The sequence below is a fragment of the Burkholderia sp. MSMB1498 genome (genome assembly GCF_001526245.1).
Classification (GTDB): Bacteria; Pseudomonadota; Gammaproteobacteria; order Burkholderiales; family Burkholderiaceae; genus Burkholderia; species Burkholderia savannae.
This window is the reverse complement of the sequence record NZ_LOYJ01000104.1, coordinates 1-17,308: the sequence shown is the minus strand read 5'-3', so window position 1 is coordinate 17,308 and position 17,308 is coordinate 1. Positions and strand designations below refer to the sequence as shown.

The window sequence follows — 17,308 nt, the reverse complement described above, 5'->3', positions numbered from 1 at the left end:
GCCTGGCCTGGCGGCTGCATGCGCATGCGTTGCGGCAAGGGGCGACGATGGCATCCGCGATGCATCAATACCGCAGATACGTTGCACGCTCGCGCGCGAATGCGGCGTTCTGCGTACCCACGGCCTTCTCGATCTCCTCGAGCGGATGCCCGTCGTTCAGCATCTCGGCGATGACGCGCGAACCGACCGACGCGCGAATCGCGTCGATCCGGAAGTGGTCCGGATAGCGTCGATGCAGCGCGAACGCCAGCGCGAGCCCAAGCGCCCCTGGCTGCGAGCGCCCCGGCGTTCGCGCGATCCGAACACCCTCGCACAGCGCGCCGCGATGGGGGACCTCCGTCGGCACGAACCGGGCCGGCGCGAAAGTCGCATTCAAGTGCATCGTGCTGAGGTCATCGGCAAGCGCGCGGCCGTCGATCCAAGGCGCGCCGACCACGCCGAACGGGGTCGCGGTGCCGCGCCCGACGCTGACGTCCGCGCCTTCGACTAGGCCGACGTCCGGATACAGCGACAGCGCGTCAAGATCGCGCAGGTTCGGCGATGGCGGCACCCAACCGAGCCCGGTGTCGTCGAAGCGCATCGCGCGCCGGTAGTTCTGCATAGGCACGACGACGAGTTTCGCGCCGATCCGGCGCCGCTCATTGAACAGTTGCGCCAGTTCGCCGACTGTCATGCCGTGCACCAGCGGCAGCGAATAATAGTTCGTGAAGGTTTCGGCATCGGGGTCCGATACCGGTCCGCCGGCAAGGTCCGCGCCAAGCGGATTCGGTCGGTCAAGCACCACGACCGGGATGTGCGCGGCCGCGGCGGCTTCGAGGGCGTAGCCGAGTGTCGCGATGTAGGTAAAGAATCGCACGCCGGCATCCTGGAGGTCGAAGACGAGCACGTCCACGTCCTTCAACGCCGCCGGCGCAATCCTCCGGCGTTCGCCGTAAAGACTGCGGACCGCCACGTTCGTGCGCGCGTCAACGGTATCGCCGAACGTCGTGTCGACATCGGTATCGATGCCGTGCTCCGGCGCGAAGATCGCCGTGAGCCGTGCCCCGGGCGCCTGCGCAAGCAGGTCGATCGTCCGTCGGCCTTCGCGATCGAAGCCGCTGCGGTTCGTGACGACGCCGATGCGTTTGCCGGCCACGGCCGCGAATCCGGTCGCCGCGAGCACGTCGATGCCGACCAGCACCTTGCCCGTCGACGCCGGCAGGCGCGCCGCCTGCGCGACGGCCGCCGCCATCGCGGGCACGCGCATGGCGATCTGCGCGCCCGATACCGGCGGTGTGCGGCTCGACACGATGCCCAGCACCTGTGCGCGCAACGGCTGCGCATCGCCCGTCGCGTCCGGATACAGGCGGCTCGTCAGCACGATGACGAAGCGGCGGGTGACGAAGTCGATCCACAGACCGGTGCCCGTATAGCCGAGATGAGCGATCGCGCCCGCCGCTGGCAACCGGTAGCGGTTGGCGACGAGCGGCGGCTGCAGCGCCCAGCCCGCGGTGCGCGCGTCGCCTTCGGCATCGAGCGTCGCCGGCGTTTGCAGCACGGAGACGCTGTCGCGCCGTAGGATGCGCCGGCCGTCGAGTGCGCCGTCATGCAGCAGCATGCGCGCGAAGCGCGCGAGATCGTCCGCGGTGGAGAACAGCCCCGCGTTGCCCGACACGCCGCCCATTGCCGCCGCGATCGGGTCGTTCACGCGCGCGTGCGCGCTACCCTCCTGCCGCGCGCTCGTGGGCGCGATGCGCGGGCGTGCAAGGATACCGGGCCTGAACCGCGTATCGTGCATGTCGAGCGGTGCGAAGACGTGGGCCATGCACCATGCGTCCAGCGGCTCGCCGCTTGTGCGCGCGACGATTTCGCCGAGCGCGACGTAATTGATGTCGCTGTAGACCACGCGCGCGCCCGGCGGCGTGATCGGCGACATCGCCTCGACGTCGGCCAGGACCGCCGCGCGGGAGCGCAGCGCCCGCGCCGACGACACGCCGGCCGGCAGGCCCGACGTATGCGCGAGCAGCTGCCGGACCGTGATGCCGTCCTTGCCGTGCGCGGCGAATGCCGGCCAGTAGCGGGCGGCAGGCGCGTCGAGCGCCAGCCTGCCGCGCTCGGCGAGCTGAAGGATCGCCGTCGCGGTGGCGACGGCCTTCGTCAGCGACGCGAGATCGAAGATCGTGTCGGCCGTCATCGCTTCCGGCACGGGCGCTGTCGTACGCATGCCGCTTACGAGCCGATAGCGGACGCCTTCGGCGTCGCCGACGAGGACCACCACGCCGGCGACATGGCGATCCGCGATCTCCGACGCCATCGCGGCGGCGACCGTGACCGCCGCCTGCCGGTCCGCGTCGCGAAGCGCCGCCGCGTGTTCGGCCGCACCGGCATCGGCGGCCGGCGACGCCAGCACCAGCGCCAGCAGCATTCCGGTCAGCGCGGCAGCGCGTCCGGCTCGTAGCGATTGCGCGGATTCCATAGCATCCACCCGTCTGTGCCCGCGGCGTCGGCCGCATCCGCTTGCGCACGGATTTCGTCGGCATCGAACACCCGATGATCGAACGCATAGTCGCGAAACGCCTGCAGCCATGGCCGAAAACGCACGCCATCGGGGCCAGTGCGACGCTTCGCCTCCTCCAGCGACCGAGAAATGATCTCGCCGGGATGGTCGGTGGGCTTTCGGCAGCCCGGCAATCCCCACGTGAACCCGGACGGATACAGCATCGGCGAAATGTAGTCGACGACCTGCCCGAACGTCTCGAGCCGCTGCCCGATCGCGGTGTCGTTGAAATTCCAGCAGACGTAGCCGAAGATGTCCGCCGACACGTAGAGGTTGTAGGGCTGCAGGCGCTCGCGCGCCCCCGCCAGGAAACCCGTGATTGCCGCCACGCGGTTGACTTCGGTGTTGGCCTCGCCGAACCGCAGGCCGTTGGCGTCCGGAAACCGCAGGTAGTCGAACTGGATCTCGTCGAAACCCATTCGGGCGGCCTCTTCCGCGACGTCGTAGATGTGTTCCCATGCGGCGCGCTCGGTCGGATTGATCCAGCGCTGCTGTTCGCGGTCGCGCCAGACCTCGCCGGCGGCATCGTGCACGGCCCATTGGGGATGCGCGCGAGCGAGCGAGTCGTCCTTGAACACGACGATGCGCGCGATCAGGTAGAGGCCGCGCGCATGAAAGGTCTTGAGCAATGCCGGCAGGTCGGCTGCCGGGCGCCGCTCGCCGCCGGGAACCGGGTCGGCCGCGCCGGCGATTTGACGCGCGAGGCTGCGGTAAGGCGTCATCCCGCTGTCGTCCTTCACGTCGATCACGAGCGCGTTGATGGCCGTCTTGCCCCGCAGCGCCAGCGCCGCATCGCGCAGCGCGCGGTCGTTTACGCCGTAAGCAGACAGATAGACGGCCTTCGGGCGCAGCGCCGTCATGCGGACCGTGCGCGCGACGTCGTGTCCGTCCAGCGTGATCTCCGCGCGCGCGTAGCCCGGCGTCCGCACGCTGACGTTCGCCCCGCTGCCGTCCGCCGACACCGTGAACTTGCCGGCGGCGTCGGCGATCCGGCCCTCGCCCGCCGCGTAGCCGATCGCGCCGGCCAGCGGGCGGCCGCTCGCGGCGTCGACGACCGTGATCGTCACCGTCGCCGCATGCGCGGCGAGCCCGGTCAGCCCGGTCAGCCCAGCGAAAAGCAGCACGAGCCACACGATCGCGCGATTAGCCATGCGCGCCTCCGGCGGTGCACAGCAGGCCGTCCATGCAACGCGCGCCCCATGCATCGGTCATCAGGACGCGCGGCAACGCCATCGGCGGGTTGGTCTCGCGCACCGGCCACGCATCGACCATGAACGCGGCGGCGCAGCCTTCGCGAGCGGCAAGCTGCTCCGTTTCCACGTCGTGGATGCCGAACGGCCAGGCCAGCAGCCGGACCGGCTTGCCGGTTTCGGTCTCGAGCCGATCGCGGGAGCAGCTCAATTGCCAGGACACGAAGCGCCGGAAATCGTCCGGCATGCACCGAGCGCGCTCGGTCGCAAGATTCGGATGCCGGTACGTATGGGACTCGATGTCGAATTCGCCCGATCCGGCGAGCTTGCGCAGTCGATCCCACGCCATCGCGCAGCTTGCGTTGGAAATCGCCGTCGGATAGATGAAGTGCGTGACGGACACCGGATGTCGCGCGAGGTTCGGGCGCAGCACGTCATGGACGGAGCGATGGCCGTCGTCGACCGTGATCGCGGCAGCGCGTGCCGGAACCGCGCCAGCTTCGCCCGCATGCCAGCGCACGACGTCGGCGAGCAGCGCGATGCGGTAGCCGGCCGCGTCGATTGCTTGCAGCTGATCGCGGAACGTGCTCGTACGCACCGTCATCGAATCTGCCCGTTCGCTCGCGAACCGGTGATAAACGAGGATCAGCACGCGCCGCGGCAGCGGCGTGACGTCACCGCCGAGCACAGGCGACGGCACAAACGATAGCAGGAACTGGCAGACGATCGACCGGACGGTCACGATGCACCTCACGCAATACTACTTGATCATCCTTGCAGAGTGCGCCGGACGCGCGTTGAGTCAGATCATTCGATCCCGAGGCGCGCGGCGCCGTGGTCACACAACGGCCCCGAAGAGCGCGCCGACCAGGCCCGTGCCCGCCATCGCGAGCACGCCCCACGCGACGACGCGCAGCGCACCGCGCCACGCCGGCGCACCGCCCAGTCTGGCGGACACGGCGCCGACCACCGCGAGCGCGATCAGCGCGACGCCCGCAACGCTCTCGATGACTCGCGGCTGCGGCGCGACAAAGCCGGCGGCGAGCGGGCCGGCCGCGCCCGCCGCAAAGCTCGCGCATGACGTCAGCGCCGCCCTGACGGGGCGCGCGGACAACGCGTCCGAAATGCCGACGTCATCGCGCAGATGCGCGGCGAGCGCATCGTGATCCATCAACTGCCGAGCCACCTGCCGGGCGAGCGCGGGTTCCAGCCCGCGCTGCGCGTAGATACGCGCGAGTTCGGCGAGCTCTTCTTCATAGTCTTCCCGCAGCGCGCGACGTTCGACATCGATGTCGGCACGCTCGATGTCCGCCTGCGCGCTCACCGACACGTATTCGCCGGCACCCATCGACAACGCGCCGGCCACGAGCCCGGCCACGCCTGCGGTGACGATCTCGCGCGGATGCGATCGGGCCGCGGCGACGCCGACCATCAGGCTCGACATCGACAGCAGGCCGTCGTTCGCGCCGAGCACGGCCGCCCTCAACCATCCCGAGCGATGCGTGCGATGCGTATGTGAGGTCATGTCCTTGCCTCACTGCGGTCAGCGGCCGAAGGTCCGCGTGTGGTCGTCGTAGTCGAACAGCCCCGCATAGCGTCCCCAGTCGATCACGACGCGCAGCGCCTGGTCCGCGTTGCGCTGATCGAGATGGTCCTCCAGTTCCAGCTCGAAGCGCTCGCGCGGCGCGCGGCGGCCCTCGCGCTCGTCCAGCACTTCGCCGACATGCGCGGCAAGCGGCACGAACTGGACGAGATGCTCGCGAAACAGACGCCGGCGTTCGTCGTCGCCGCTGCGCGCGAACACGTGGCCCGCTGCAGTCAGCCGGATCGTGCGCTCGCGCCATTCGGCGAATTCCAGGATGTGTAGCGCCGCCGCAAGCGGAAACAGCGCGTCGATCCGCAGCGCGAGCGTCGACGCCAGTTTGCCGAGTTCCGCGTGACCGTCGTGCGGCCCGGCGGCAAGCGCTTCGATGAAGCCCACGAGATGGTGGCTCGACACGTCGGGAAGGTGCATCGCCAGGCCGCCGCGGGTTGCGCCCTGGCCGTCGTGCGCGTCGGCGATGCGCGCGGTCAGCGCCGCGTAGATGTCACCGACGATCGCCTGAAAGGCCGGGTCGCGCCGGTTGCGCGGATGCGGCAGGCCGACCCGCAGCGTCGCCTCGACATGCCCCGGACCGGTGCCCAGCACCTGGATGCGGTCGCACATCAGGACGGCTTCCTCGATGTTGTGCGTGACCATCATCACAGCCTTGATCGGCAGCTGGCGCGCGCCCCACAGATCGAGGAAATCGGTGCGCAGCGTCTCCGCCGTCAGCACGTCGAGCGCCGAAAACGGCTCGTCCATCAGCAGCAGCGTCGGTTCGCTGACGAGCGCGCGCGCGAAGCCGACCCGCTGGCGCATGCCGCCCGACAGCTCGCGCGGAAACGCCGACTCGAAACCGTCGAGGCCGATCAGCTCGATCGCGGCGATCGCGCGCTCACGCGCCGTGTCCGGCGCGACGCTCAACGCATCGAGGCCGAGCTCGACGTTCTCGAGCACGGTGAGCCACGGGTACAGCGCAAACGTCTGGAAGACGACGGCGATGCCGTCCGTCGGGCCGGCGAGCGGCCGGCCCCGATACCGCACCGTACCCGACGTCGGCTTGACGAGGCCTGCGGCGATGCGCAGCAACGTGGACTTGCCTGACCCCGAGCGGCCGAGCAGGCCGAGAATCTCGCCCTCGCGCAGCGTCAGGTCGATGTCCGCAAGCACGCGCAGCGGCTCTCCGGACGGCTTCGCGAAGGATTTGCACACGGCCTCCAGTTCGAGCACGGTCGCGCCCACGTCCACGGCGGGCGCGGCCTCGGTCGATGCTTCATGCCCGGCAAGGTTCGACATGAATGCCTCCGGTAGTCGGTCGTCAATCCAGCCGCGTGCGGCGTTCCGCGAACGCATACATCGGGCGCCACACCAGCCGGTTCATCGCGATCACGAGCATCGACATGACCGCGACGCCGAGCGCGATGCGCGGATAGTCACCGGCATCGGTCATCCGCGCGATGTACGCGCCGAGGCCGCCGGCAGTGAGGCGCGTGCCCCCCCAACTGACCGCCTCCGCGACGATGCTCGCGTTCCATGCGCCGCCGGACGCCGTGATCGCACCCGTCACGAAATACGGAAAGACGCCAGGCAGCATCACCTGACGCCACCATGCGCGCGGCCGGACCCGGAAGCTTTCCGCCGCTTCGCGCATGTCGGCCGGAAACACACTCGCGCCGGCAATCACGTTGAACAGGATGTACCACTGCGTGCCGAGAATCATCAGCGGACACAGCCAAATACGCGGATCGAGCCCGAAGCGCACGATGCAGAACACCGCGACCGGAAACAGCAGGTTAGCCGGGAACGCAGCCAGGAACTGCGTGACGGGCTGCACGCGCTCGGTCAGCGTCGGGCGCAGGCCGACCGCGATGCCGATCGGCACCCAGATCAGCGACGCCAGCACGATCAGCACCGTCACGCGTGCCAGCGTGAGCAATCCTGCGTGCGCGACGACGGCCAGGTCCGTCCATGACAGCGTCGCGCGGCCGAACCGGACGAGCGAGATCGCCGCATAGGCCATTGCCGCGCCGCATAGCGCGAGCCGAAGCAAGTCGCCCGCGCGCCGCGGCATCGCGATGCGGGGCCGCCATGGGAACCCGCCGGGCGTCAGCCGCGCGCGCGCCGCCCGGTGCAGCACGGCGCCGATCGGCGCACGCACGCGCCCGACCCACGGCGAACGCTGGAACAGTTCGAGCACCCAACTACGGGGCGCGACCTGGACGGCCGTGTCGCCGTAGCGGAACCTGTCCGCCCAAGCCACCATTGGCCGGAACAGCAATTGATCGTACAGCACAATCGCGACGCTCATCGCGACGATCGCCCAACCCACCGCGACCAGGTCGCGATGCGCGATCGCTTGCGCGACATAGGAGCCCACCCCCGGTAGGTTCACCTGCAAGCTGCCGACCGCGATCGCTTCAGACGCGACCACGAAGAACCATCCGCCCGACATCGACATCATCGTGTTCCAGATGAGCCCGGGCATCGCGAACGGCACCTCGAGTCGCCAAAAGCGCTGCCATGCGGACAGCCGGAAGCTGCGGCTCGCCTCGTCCAGGTCAAGCGGGACCGTGCGCAGCGCCTGGTAGAAGCTGAACGCCATGTTCCACGCCTGGCTCGTGAAAATCGCGAAGATCGCCGCGCATTCCGCGCCGAGCATGTTGCCCGGAAACAGCGACAGGAAGAACACGACGGTAAACGACAGGTAGCCGAGGATCGGCACCGATTGCAGCACGTCGAGCAACGGGATCAGCACCATTTCCGCACGGCGGCTCTTGGCTGCGGCCGTCGCGTAGGTGAACGTGAACGCGAACGACGCGACGAGCGCCGCGAACATCCGCGCCACGGTGCGCAGCGTATAGCCGGGCAGCGCTGCGGGCGACAGCGAGATCGCAGGCTGGTGCTCGATCGTCAGCGGGCCGGTCATCTGGCGCGCGGCCGCGCCGAGCAGCATCAGGAAGCCGAACACGAGCAGCGTCGCGACGACATCCCGCCAGCCTGGCGCCGACAGCGTCCATCGCCCGCCCCGCAACACTTCCGCATGATGCTCCACGCCGCGTCTCCTGCCGGTTACGGCGATTCATCTTCGCGGAGCGCCGGGCCGTGGCGCTTGACGTGCGTCAAGCACGCCGTCGGTCTCGTGCGTCGGTATCGTTTTCGCCGACTGCTAGCCGGACCGAGCCGCCATGCTGCGTGCCCCTTCCGCGCGGAATTGATGTCCGTCAACGCATCGTCGCGGCCACGGTCCTAGATTCGCAATGGGAACCGCCCGCGCACGGCTCCGCGCACGCCGGAACGACAGGTGCATGCGCGCCAGCGGGCGTCCGCCAGCCCGGTCGCGGGCGTATCGCAATCGCCGCTTGCCCCGACGCATAGGCGAGCACACGACGTGACAGCCGGAATCGCCCTAACGGCACCCGCCCATTTGTGCTCAAGACCTATCTGCCCAACTACCTGGCGCTCTGCGAGACGCGGCAATTAGCGTCCGGAAGCGCCCTGGCATAGGAGCCGGTTGATTTGCCGACCCTGGCCGGCATTCCTTGCCGCAGCCGTCTGCCGGTCAAGGTACCCCGCCCAACCGATCGCGGCGATCCATGTCCATATCTGCGAGGACTTGCTGGTACCGGTTTCTTCGTCGTACGCGGCTCTCGCGGGCGCAACGGTGCGAGTTAACCTCTCCCCGCATCGAATGCGATCCGTCGCAGAGGCGGCGTACCGGCGCGGGCGCGTCGGCAACCAGCCCGCCCGTTGCCCGGCCGAGTACGCATACAGTCGCGCGGTCGAATCGACGACCGGTCACCCCGGTACGGTCATGCCGACTTGCTTGAGAAAGGCGTGTTGCTTGCGGACACGTCCGCCCTATCTCACTTTCGTGAAAGCCGCGCCACTCGGCTGCCGCATCACTCGGCTTTCATCGAATAATCGCCGCGAATCGGGCGTGGAGATCGAGGATGGCCGGGCGCCGACTCGTCGCGCGACGCTTCAATCTGATGCGCCGTCGACAGGATCAGCATGAATTTCCGCGCAACTGCAATGTTGCGCGATATCGGTCGCCCGATGCACTTTGCGCCCGTTGATTCAGGTCAACTCACATGAGCAGCCGTTCGATCAAATATCAGCATCCGTGGTCGGTCGTCTTCCCGTCCGCACTTCGACGCAGCCGAAATCCCGACCCCGTTGTTTCCCGCATCTTCGAATGGGAGGCGTATCGTGCTTGCCAAATCACTGGTTTTTCATCAGGCTGCGCGTCAGCGGCTGCTAAAGGGCGTTAACGCCATGGCCGAAGCAGTCAGGGTTACGCTCGGACCGGGCGGGCGCAATGTGATCGTCGAGCTGCCCGGCACAGCGCCGCCGCTCGTCGCCAATTCAGGTGCCGTCGTCGCGACTTCCATTGATTTGCCCGATCCGTTCGAAGCAATGGGCGCGCGCTTGCTGCGCGAAGTCGCGACACGCACAAGCGAAGTGGCGGGAGACGGAACGACCACAGCTACGACGCTCGCCCAGGCGATCGTGGTCGAGGGCATCAAATGCGTGACGGCCGGGCACGATCCCATGGCGCTCAAGCGTGCGATCGAGGCGGCCGGGAAAAATGTGATCGCCGAATTGCACCGCATCGCCCGTCCGTGCGCGAGCGCCGACGAAATGCGCCAGATAGCGACGATATCCGCGAGTGGTGACATCACGATCGGTGCCATCGTCGCGCAAGCCGTGGAGCGCGTTGGGAAGGAGGGCGCGATCAGCATAGAAGACGGCACGACGCTCGATGACGAACTCGAAACCGTGGATGGCTCGCTAGTCGAACGCGGCTATCTGTCGCCGCTGTTCGTCGAACCGGACAGCCACCACGTCGTGCTCGAAGAACCACGCATTCTACTTTGCGACATGAACGTCAGCGGGATCGGGCAGTTGTTGCCGCTGCTCGACGCCCTCAGTAGCACCGGCAAGCCGCTACTCGTCGTCGCGAACGAAGTGGAAGGCGAAGCGCTGGCCACCCTCGTCGTCAATCATCTCCGCGGCACTCTGAAATCCTGCGCGATTCGCTCCCCCGGATTCGGCGAGGCGCGCACCGAGCAGTTAGCCGATCTCGCGGCGCTCACGGGCGCGACAGTCATTTCCCCTCAGACAGGACGCACGCTCGAGCGCACGACGCTCGACGAGCTCGGTGCCGCACGCCGTGTCGAAATCTCCCGTGATACGACGACGATCATCGCCGGACGGGGTGAGCGCAAGCACATCGACGATAGAATTCGCGTGCTGCGTACTCGGCTCGATGCGATGCCGCCGGGCTACGAACGCGACGCGGTGGCCCGCCGCCTGACTAAGCTCGCGGGCGGCGTCGCGGTGATTCGGGTTGGAGCTGCGACGGAAACCGCGCTGCGTGAACGCAAGAATCGCTTCGAGGACGCGCTGCATGCGACACGCGCCGCGATGGAGGAAGGCATCGTGCCGGGCGGCGGCGTCGCATTGCTACGCGCACGCCGCACGCTCGAGCAAGGCGGTGCTGGCTTCACGGACGCGCAGCGCACGGGCGCTCGCATCGTCCACGATGCCCTTGCTTCGCCGCTGCGCCAAATCGCCGAGAACGCCGGCGCCGATGCGCAGGCTGTCGTGCATACGGTAGACGCAGCGTCCGGGGCGTTCGGCTATGACGCCGCCAATGCCGTATATGGCGACATGATTGCGGCCGGCATCGTCGATCCTGTCAAAGTTGCGCGCTCGGCGCTGCAGAATGCGATCTCCATCGCCTCGTTGCTGCTGACGACCGACTGCATGATCGCGCGCCGCTGGCCCTTCGCTCAGGCAATGGGTGCGGCAAGCACGGGACTGTTGGACGGTTGAGACCATCTCGCAGTGACGCTCGACGCCATGCGGCCCACTCGCGGAAAAGATTGGCGACAAACAGCGATTGTCGGAACTCCACACCAATGCAGTCGCGAACCGCGTTGCGATCAGCTCCGACTGTACGCACAGCTGCGCCACGAATGTAGTCGCAGATTTTGCACGAATCGGACAATTACCCCATCCCAGCCGACACGTTCCATCACACGCGCCCCGATGTTGAAATCGACGAGATGAGCGCGGCTCCGCACGATGTTTTGTGCCCGTCGCATGCAACGGCGCGACCATCGATGCGAACGCTCTCGTCCCCTTCGATGATCACGCAATGATCGTGACCTTCCATCGGGCAGATACAGCGGTCGCCGACGCAGGCCACCGCCCGCCCCATCACTGTCGAGCCTTCGCGGCCCGTTTCGACGCGACCGCCGTGCGAGGTCGAATCACCGATGCGAATCACGCCGCGCATACCGGCTCCTTATCGGAAAGGATTCACGTCCGGTTGCTTCTGCGTCGGCGGGCTCACCATCACGATCGTCGCCGTACCGTTCGGCCGCCGATTGATCGTGGCGCTGGCTCCGCCTTCGTTGTAACCGGCGATCAGGCCGAGTCCGATCTGCACCAACGGCGAGCTAATGCCCGTGTTCCCGATCCGGCGGCCGATGTCGTAGCCTTCCTTCACGTCATCGAGACTCGGCGCGGACGGCCCGCTTTGCGCGAGCGCCTGGTTGATCGGCGCGACCCACGCGCGATCGCCCGTCGTATCATAGAAGATCCGCTTCGGCGTTTCGCCGGTGGGCAGCGTATCGACGGCTTGCTGCCACCCCGCCTTGAGCGCTTGCGCCTGCTGCGCGGTCTTCAGCGGCTTGCCGTGCGCATCGGCGAGCTTCACGTCGATGGGCCGATGCAGGTAGCCGAGCAGCGGCGCGTTGTCGAATTGCTTCACCTGCCAAGTCGTCCAGCGCACCGGGATGTACGGCGTCGGATTGAACTCGCCCGGGCCTTTGTTGCTGATCGTTTTCCAGAAATCGGGGAGTTGTGTCTGCCACCATTGCGCCGACATGAAGCCGAGAAAAGCGCGCGGATGGATGCCCGCCGCCTTCTGCTGCTCTTGATAGTACGCTTCAAAGCTGCCCGGCCCTTCTCCGTTGTTCCTCTCCCAGAAGAAATTCCACAGCTTGGTAATATCGTATTCGGTCGTGTTCTTGTCGACGTTTTCCGTCTGCTCGACGGCGTAGGGACGAATCAGTTGGTCGACGCGATCCGAGCGGGACACGAGCATCGCGACCATGCTGTCCGGCATCGTAGGAAGGTTGGACTGCTTGAACGTGTCCACGTAGCCGGGTGTCTGATTGAGTTTGCGGGTCGCCGCTCCATCAAACGTGACGATAACCGCCTCGGGCACGTCCGGATGTGCGTCGAAGAATGCGAACAGCTTCTCGATGATGGTTGCACCGTCGTCCGTGTTCGCGTCTTCTTGCCACAGCAAGAGCGTGACGCCTAGGCTTGCCTCCTGTCGAATACCAGAAAGCTCATTAGCTGGCCGACTAACGTGCGGTGCTTTCGGCGGCTCCCAAATGAACACCGGGACCGGCCAATAGTCAACGGAATGATGGGCCGCCAGTTGGAAGCTCAGGCCTGTCCCGACGCCTAGATCAGTCATACGCTCATCTTCATTGGCAGGATAGTCGGCGGAATTTTGCGACATGTATGTGGAGTGATTGTCTGCCTTGGCTTCAATAGCCTTCCAAATCTCTTCATTTGTCTCATTTCCCGTGACGAGCCCCAGGCCACGCACTTCCAACACGAATTTTCCGCCTGACTGAGCGAGCAGTTCCGGGGCACCGTTGTTCCCAGGTAGGACCATAGCCGACATTGTCGGCGCAGTCGATGCCGTGCTTGTGACCGCCGATGCGGGTTCAGCGGAGCCAATATGCAGCCAGACGTAGCTCACGGCGAAGATCGCCGCAACGACACCGAGTGCAACCAATACACCGTTTCGAATGCTACCCACCATGCCTGGCATCTCCTGTCCCGTTGCTTGCCAATAGTGATAATGCCGCGTCATCACGATGATTGTCCAACCCAGCGCGATCAAGATAAACCCAAGTATGTACGGCCAGATACGAGGTTTCATAACACCTCTTCGTCAATCTCACGTTTTCTTCTCAAATTTCACTTCGCTAGCGACCAGCGGCGGTAGAGTGAGCAACACAAACTTCTCAGACGGGAATAAGCCCTTCTGATAGTACTTTGCGCAGGCGTCAATAAAGTCCCGCGTATGACCGTCTAGCCGTGAAAAGCATTTGCAATCTGTGATCTGCTTCTGTGCGCTCGACGTCATCTTCCAATCCGCCATTAAAAGCAACAACTGCCGCCAGTCCGGATCATCCAACGTCACTGCCTGGCCGATCGCGACATCCATCGCCGTGACCCAGCGATGGTTCTCGGAGCTGAGCAGAACCCCCGAATGATAGTTGTTCGCTTCCAATTGATCGGCATCCGTGCCCATCCGCTTGCGGACTTCGTCCGGCGTTTCCTCGCGTTGGATCACGTACGTCTGATACCGTCCGCCCGTGGCGGCCGCCGAGAGAATCGAGCCGAGCGACTGACTCGGCACGATGCGCCAGTTATGCGACTGCTCGTCGATCGGACGGCCTCGATTGAACGTCTGCCTGTGCGGCTCGATGCTGGCGCCCGGGTCATCCGTCGTCGCGACGTCCTTCCATTGGAACTTCGCGTACTGGTTGCCGAGCGCGACGTTTTTCGTCACGTCATCCGGGCGCATCAGCCCGGCGACATCGGCGTGCCCGGGTCGCTGCCCGCCTTTCTTGACCTCGCCACCGTACAGGTCAGGCTCGTACGGCGGGTTTAGTTGCTCGCCGTTGATGAAGCGAATGTCGTTGCGCTTGAACGACGCCTGTAGCGCCATGTTCTTGCTGGACTCGACCACTGAGCCCAACATCGTGCCGTCCGTGTCGGGCCCCGGGGTCAATCGCTGAACCTGGTCCCGGACCGGTACGCGCGCGGGGGGCGTACCGACAGCGACCTTCGACCGCTTCCCTCTGCCGTCCTGGTCGCGTTCCAGTCGCGTCCACATGCGCTGGAAAAAGCGTTTCGGCGCGAGCGTCGTCATTGCCGGCATCGTTTTGCCCTGCTTGGCTGCCGCGCCATCGGCCGGAACGTCGTCGGGCACGCCGAACGTCCCGATCCCGCGTACCTTATCGAGGCCGACCACGGTGTCTTCGGGGCAGAAGTAAAGATAGACCTTGCCCCGGTTATCGCGCTCGTCGAACGTGATCCAGTTCTTGCCACGCTTGTCCAGGCGCTTTCCCTGCGTCTGGCTCCAGTTCCGTCCAGCTCGTCCGCCCGAGCAAACCGAATCGATCATCAGGTCAGCCAAGTCCGGAAGCGTATGCGGCTCGCTCGTCACCGCGTTGACGATGTCGACCAGCGTCTTGAGTTTCGCGTGCCCGGTTTGCTGGCTGCCGTCCTTCGTGAACTGCAGGCTGTACGGCGTGTCGACCATGACGATGCAGTCGACGCAGCGTTGTCCTTGCTGCTTGAGCATCGCCTGCGCGAGCAGCGTGATGATCGTGCCTTGGCTGTGCCCCATCACCGTGATCGTTTCGTGCTTCGGATCGATTCCGTGCTCCAGCGCGAGCGCGGAGGGCTGGATGGCGCGCATTGTCTTGATGAGGTTCGCCAGGCGAGCCGCGGCAAGCACGAAGTAACGGCGGTCAGGCGAGTTGCCGGCGAATATCGTGTTGCCGGCAAGCGCATTTTGCATCACCACGCGCTCGAGCTTGTCCGGTTCGAAGCCGCGGCTGTACATCTGAGGGATGTTGTTGGTCGCGTTGGCGAAGAACCCGCCCCCCTTGCCGAAATGGGCATCGAGCCGGTTCGCGTGGATGTCCTGATACTGGCCGCGCGTCAGCAGATTGCCGTCGCTGTCCGCCACGCGGCTCTTGACCTCGCCCGGCCTGTTCACCTTCGCGATCTCGTTGTCCGCCGCCCGATAGCCCCAGTAAAACGGGAGAAACATGCTGTGGGTGCCGCTAGTTTCTGAGCGTTCGTAAAGGTACATGTCCGGATCACGCAGTATTTTTGCGTACTTTAGCTTTTCCCCTTTCTGTTGCGCCGCCGACGCACTCGCATACCGCTGACCGTATTCACCCGGCCGCAGATCGCTTCGCGACAGGCGCTCATTGAGCCCTTGGCAGAGCCCGCGCTCAACGGTCGCATAGGCCGCACCCGGATCGTTGACGCCATGAATGAAGATCACCACGCCCGGAAGATCGGCCGGAACCTGAACGGGCCGATCGCCCGGCCGATTCGCCATCGTAACGCCCGCCCCGTGGGCGGCGGTGAAACACTGATCGTTGATACCGTTCATCGTTCGCTCGGGTTCAAAGCTTCGGCTTCAGATAGTCGATCTTCGCGATACGCATCGCGTCGTCCTTGACCAGATCCGTCAGGCCGCTCGCATCGGTCTTGCCCTCGATGACGCGCCCGTCGTCCAGCGTGATCCGGAATGGCTTGTTCGCCGCCGCCGGCAAATCGCCGTCCTCGCCCGGGTAGTGCAGCTTGAAACGCTGATCCGTCGGCTGATTGCTGAACGCGGTCTTCGTCGCCTGCGCCGTCGACGGCCCGCCCCACTGGTGCGACGCCGATAGCAGCTTGATGTCGCCGTTCGTGCCGAGCGTGATGCCGCCGCCGATCTCGATGTAGCTGCCGTCCTCGGCAACGAGCCGAATCTTCGGCGCGCTCACGAACACCTCGTTCTCGTTCGTCGTGATCTTGACGCCCTTCTGCGCGTTCGCCGTCAACGTGTCGGATTGCGCCTGCAGCAGCACTGGTCCTTCGCCGGCCACCGCCTGCACGCCCGTGCCGCGAGCGAACAGCTGCATCCCCTGTCCCGCCGTCGCGTTGAACCGCTGACCGCTCATCAACTGCAGGTGCTGCTGCGCGACTTGATCGATGTTCTCGCCGGCATACGTCACGTGCGTCTTCGGGGTGACATTTACCGACCCAGCCTGTGCGCCGAACGCCATCAGCGCCTGTTCGCCGGTAGCGGCCGCCGTGCCGGCGTCGGCCGTTCCCGCGCCCGTGCCCGGCGCCCAGCTCTTGAAGGCCGCGGCCACCGCATGCTGGCCGGCCGTATCCGCGGCCTGCCCGCCGTGCTGCCCCGCGTAGTCGCCCAACGCCTTGAACAGCTCCGAGCATTCGCCGAGCAACCGAATCAGTTCGTCGCGGTCCAGTTGCCCGCCGCTCGCCTGCGTGCGCGCGTAGGTCGTCAACAGAATGCCTTGCGCCGCCCGCAGCGCCGCCGCCGCGTCAGTACGCAGCTCCGCGCCCTCGCCACGGTCGTTCCCGTGGCCGTTCTCGCGCGGTTGGGTCAGGTACCCGAGATTGAGCTGCGAATGCGCATGTTCGCTCGCCAGCTGCGCGCTGATCTGATTCGGCGTGTCGTCGAGGCGCAGCTGGTTGTACCGCTGCCCCTTGATTTCCCTCGTCTTGATGCCGGACAGGTAACGGTTGCCCGGCAGCCGGCCCGTGTGGCTGAACGTCGCTGGCGGATGCGCGCCGTTGCTCAGCACCCCGATGATCACTAACCGGTCCGGATCGCCGCCGACACAACCGAGAAGGACTTCCATGCCGACGCGCGGCAGAAACGATGCCCCAAAATTCGCTCCCGCGAGACTCGTCGCGACGCGAATCGGCGCGCTATCGCCCGCATTGTCGTTGGTGCCCGCACCCTGCGCGTGCGCGTGGTCCGCCGGATCGAGGCCGTGAATCCGCACGCGCACGCGGCCGTCCTCGTCGCAGAACACTTCTTCGTCCTCCGTGCCGACGATCGTGCCCGTCAGCAGATGCACTGGCGGCAAGTCCGTTCGCGGATCGTACGCGGGCGCAAGCGGCACGCCGCGGCGCACGCAACTGAACGTGTTCTCGTAACGCGTATCGGCATCCTCCGCGAGCGCGGCCGGTAACGCAGGAGCTGCCTGCGCGAGATTGCGGCTCGCCGCGAATAGCGCCTGCACGCGTTCGTTGAGTCCTTTCGGCAGGTTGTTCCAGACGGCGTGGTCGATCGACGTGATCACGAACTGGCGCTTGTCGGCGAGTTGCTTGTCCCATTCCGGTGCGCCCGTCAGCGTGATCCAC

At 66.1% G+C, this 17,308-nt stretch carries 11 protein-coding genes; 1 reads left to right on the top strand and 10 read right to left on the bottom strand.

Going from position 1 to position 17,308, the window contains the following annotated elements; translation table 11 throughout:
- Positions 1–64: 64 nt before the first annotated feature.
- From WS91_RS23760 to WS91_RS23735, 6 genes are all read right to left on the bottom strand, one after another.
- Positions 65–2,455: an exo-beta-N-acetylmuramidase NamZ domain-containing protein gene (locus WS91_RS23760; RefSeq protein WP_059583925.1), complete on the bottom strand. Its 2,391-nt coding sequence runs from the start codon at positions 2,453–2,455 to the stop codon at positions 65–67.
- On the bottom strand, positions 2,410–3,687 hold the full coding sequence (locus tag WS91_RS23755) for a putative glycoside hydrolase (RefSeq protein WP_059671162.1): 1,278 nt from the start codon (positions 3,685–3,687) through the stop codon (positions 2,410–2,412). The genes WS91_RS23760 and WS91_RS23755 overlap by 46 nt, the downstream gene beginning before the upstream one ends.
- On the bottom strand, positions 3,680–4,468 hold the full coding sequence (locus WS91_RS23750; protein WP_059671161.1) for a polysaccharide deacetylase family protein: 789 nt from the start codon (positions 4,466–4,468) through the stop codon (positions 3,680–3,682). Before WS91_RS23750 ends, WS91_RS23755 begins: the two co-directional genes overlap by 8 nt.
- A gap of 96 nt (positions 4,469–4,564) precedes the next feature.
- Positions 4,565–5,251 carry a VIT1/CCC1 transporter family protein gene (locus WS91_RS23745; protein ID WP_059583918.1) on the bottom strand — a complete coding sequence of 229 codons (687 nt, stop codon included), beginning with the start codon at positions 5,249–5,251 and terminating at the stop codon, positions 4,565–4,567.
- 18 nt (positions 5,252–5,269) lie between these two features.
- Entirely contained in the window at positions 5,270–6,604 is a 1,335-nt protein-coding gene (locus WS91_RS23740; protein ID WP_059671170.1) for an ABC transporter ATP-binding protein, read from the bottom strand.
- 22 nt (positions 6,605–6,626) lie between these two features.
- Positions 6,627–8,360 carry an ABC transporter permease gene (locus WS91_RS23735; protein ID WP_059671160.1) on the bottom strand — a complete coding sequence of 578 codons (1,734 nt, stop codon included), beginning with the start codon at positions 8,358–8,360 and terminating at the stop codon, positions 6,627–6,629.
- Positions 8,361–9,517: 1,157 nt separating this feature from the next.
- Between WS91_RS23735 and groL the strand changes: the two genes are divergently transcribed.
- The gene (gene groL / locus WS91_RS23730; protein ID WP_059583912.1) at positions 9,518–11,146 is read left to right on the top strand and encodes a chaperonin GroEL; all 1,629 of its coding nucleotides are present in this window, start codon (positions 9,518–9,520) and stop codon (positions 11,144–11,146) included.
- 202 nt (positions 11,147–11,348) lie between these two features.
- On the opposite strand, the gene WS91_RS23725 is transcribed toward groL, so the two are convergent.
- The 4 genes from WS91_RS23725 to WS91_RS23710 all read right to left on the bottom strand — a co-directional run.
- The gene (locus WS91_RS23725; protein ID WP_059671159.1) at positions 11,349–11,612 is read right to left on the bottom strand and encodes a PAAR domain-containing protein; all 264 of its coding nucleotides are present in this window, start codon (positions 11,610–11,612) and stop codon (positions 11,349–11,351) included.
- A gap of 9 nt (positions 11,613–11,621) precedes the next feature.
- Positions 11,622–13,280, bottom strand: a complete 1,659-nt coding sequence (locus tag WS91_RS23720) for a type VI lipase adapter Tla3 domain-containing protein (protein WP_059583907.1) — start codon at positions 13,278–13,280, stop codon at positions 11,622–11,624.
- A gap of 18 nt (positions 13,281–13,298) precedes the next feature.
- A complete protein-coding gene (locus tag WS91_RS23715) occupies positions 13,299–15,539 on the bottom strand; it encodes a DUF3274 domain-containing protein (RefSeq protein WP_059583905.1) in 2,241 nt (746 codons plus the stop codon).
- A 13-nt stretch (positions 15,540–15,552) separates the two neighbouring features.
- Positions 15,553–17,308: DUF2345 domain-containing protein (locus WS91_RS23710; protein ID WP_156432451.1), on the bottom strand; the 1,756-nt coding region annotated here is incomplete at its 5' end.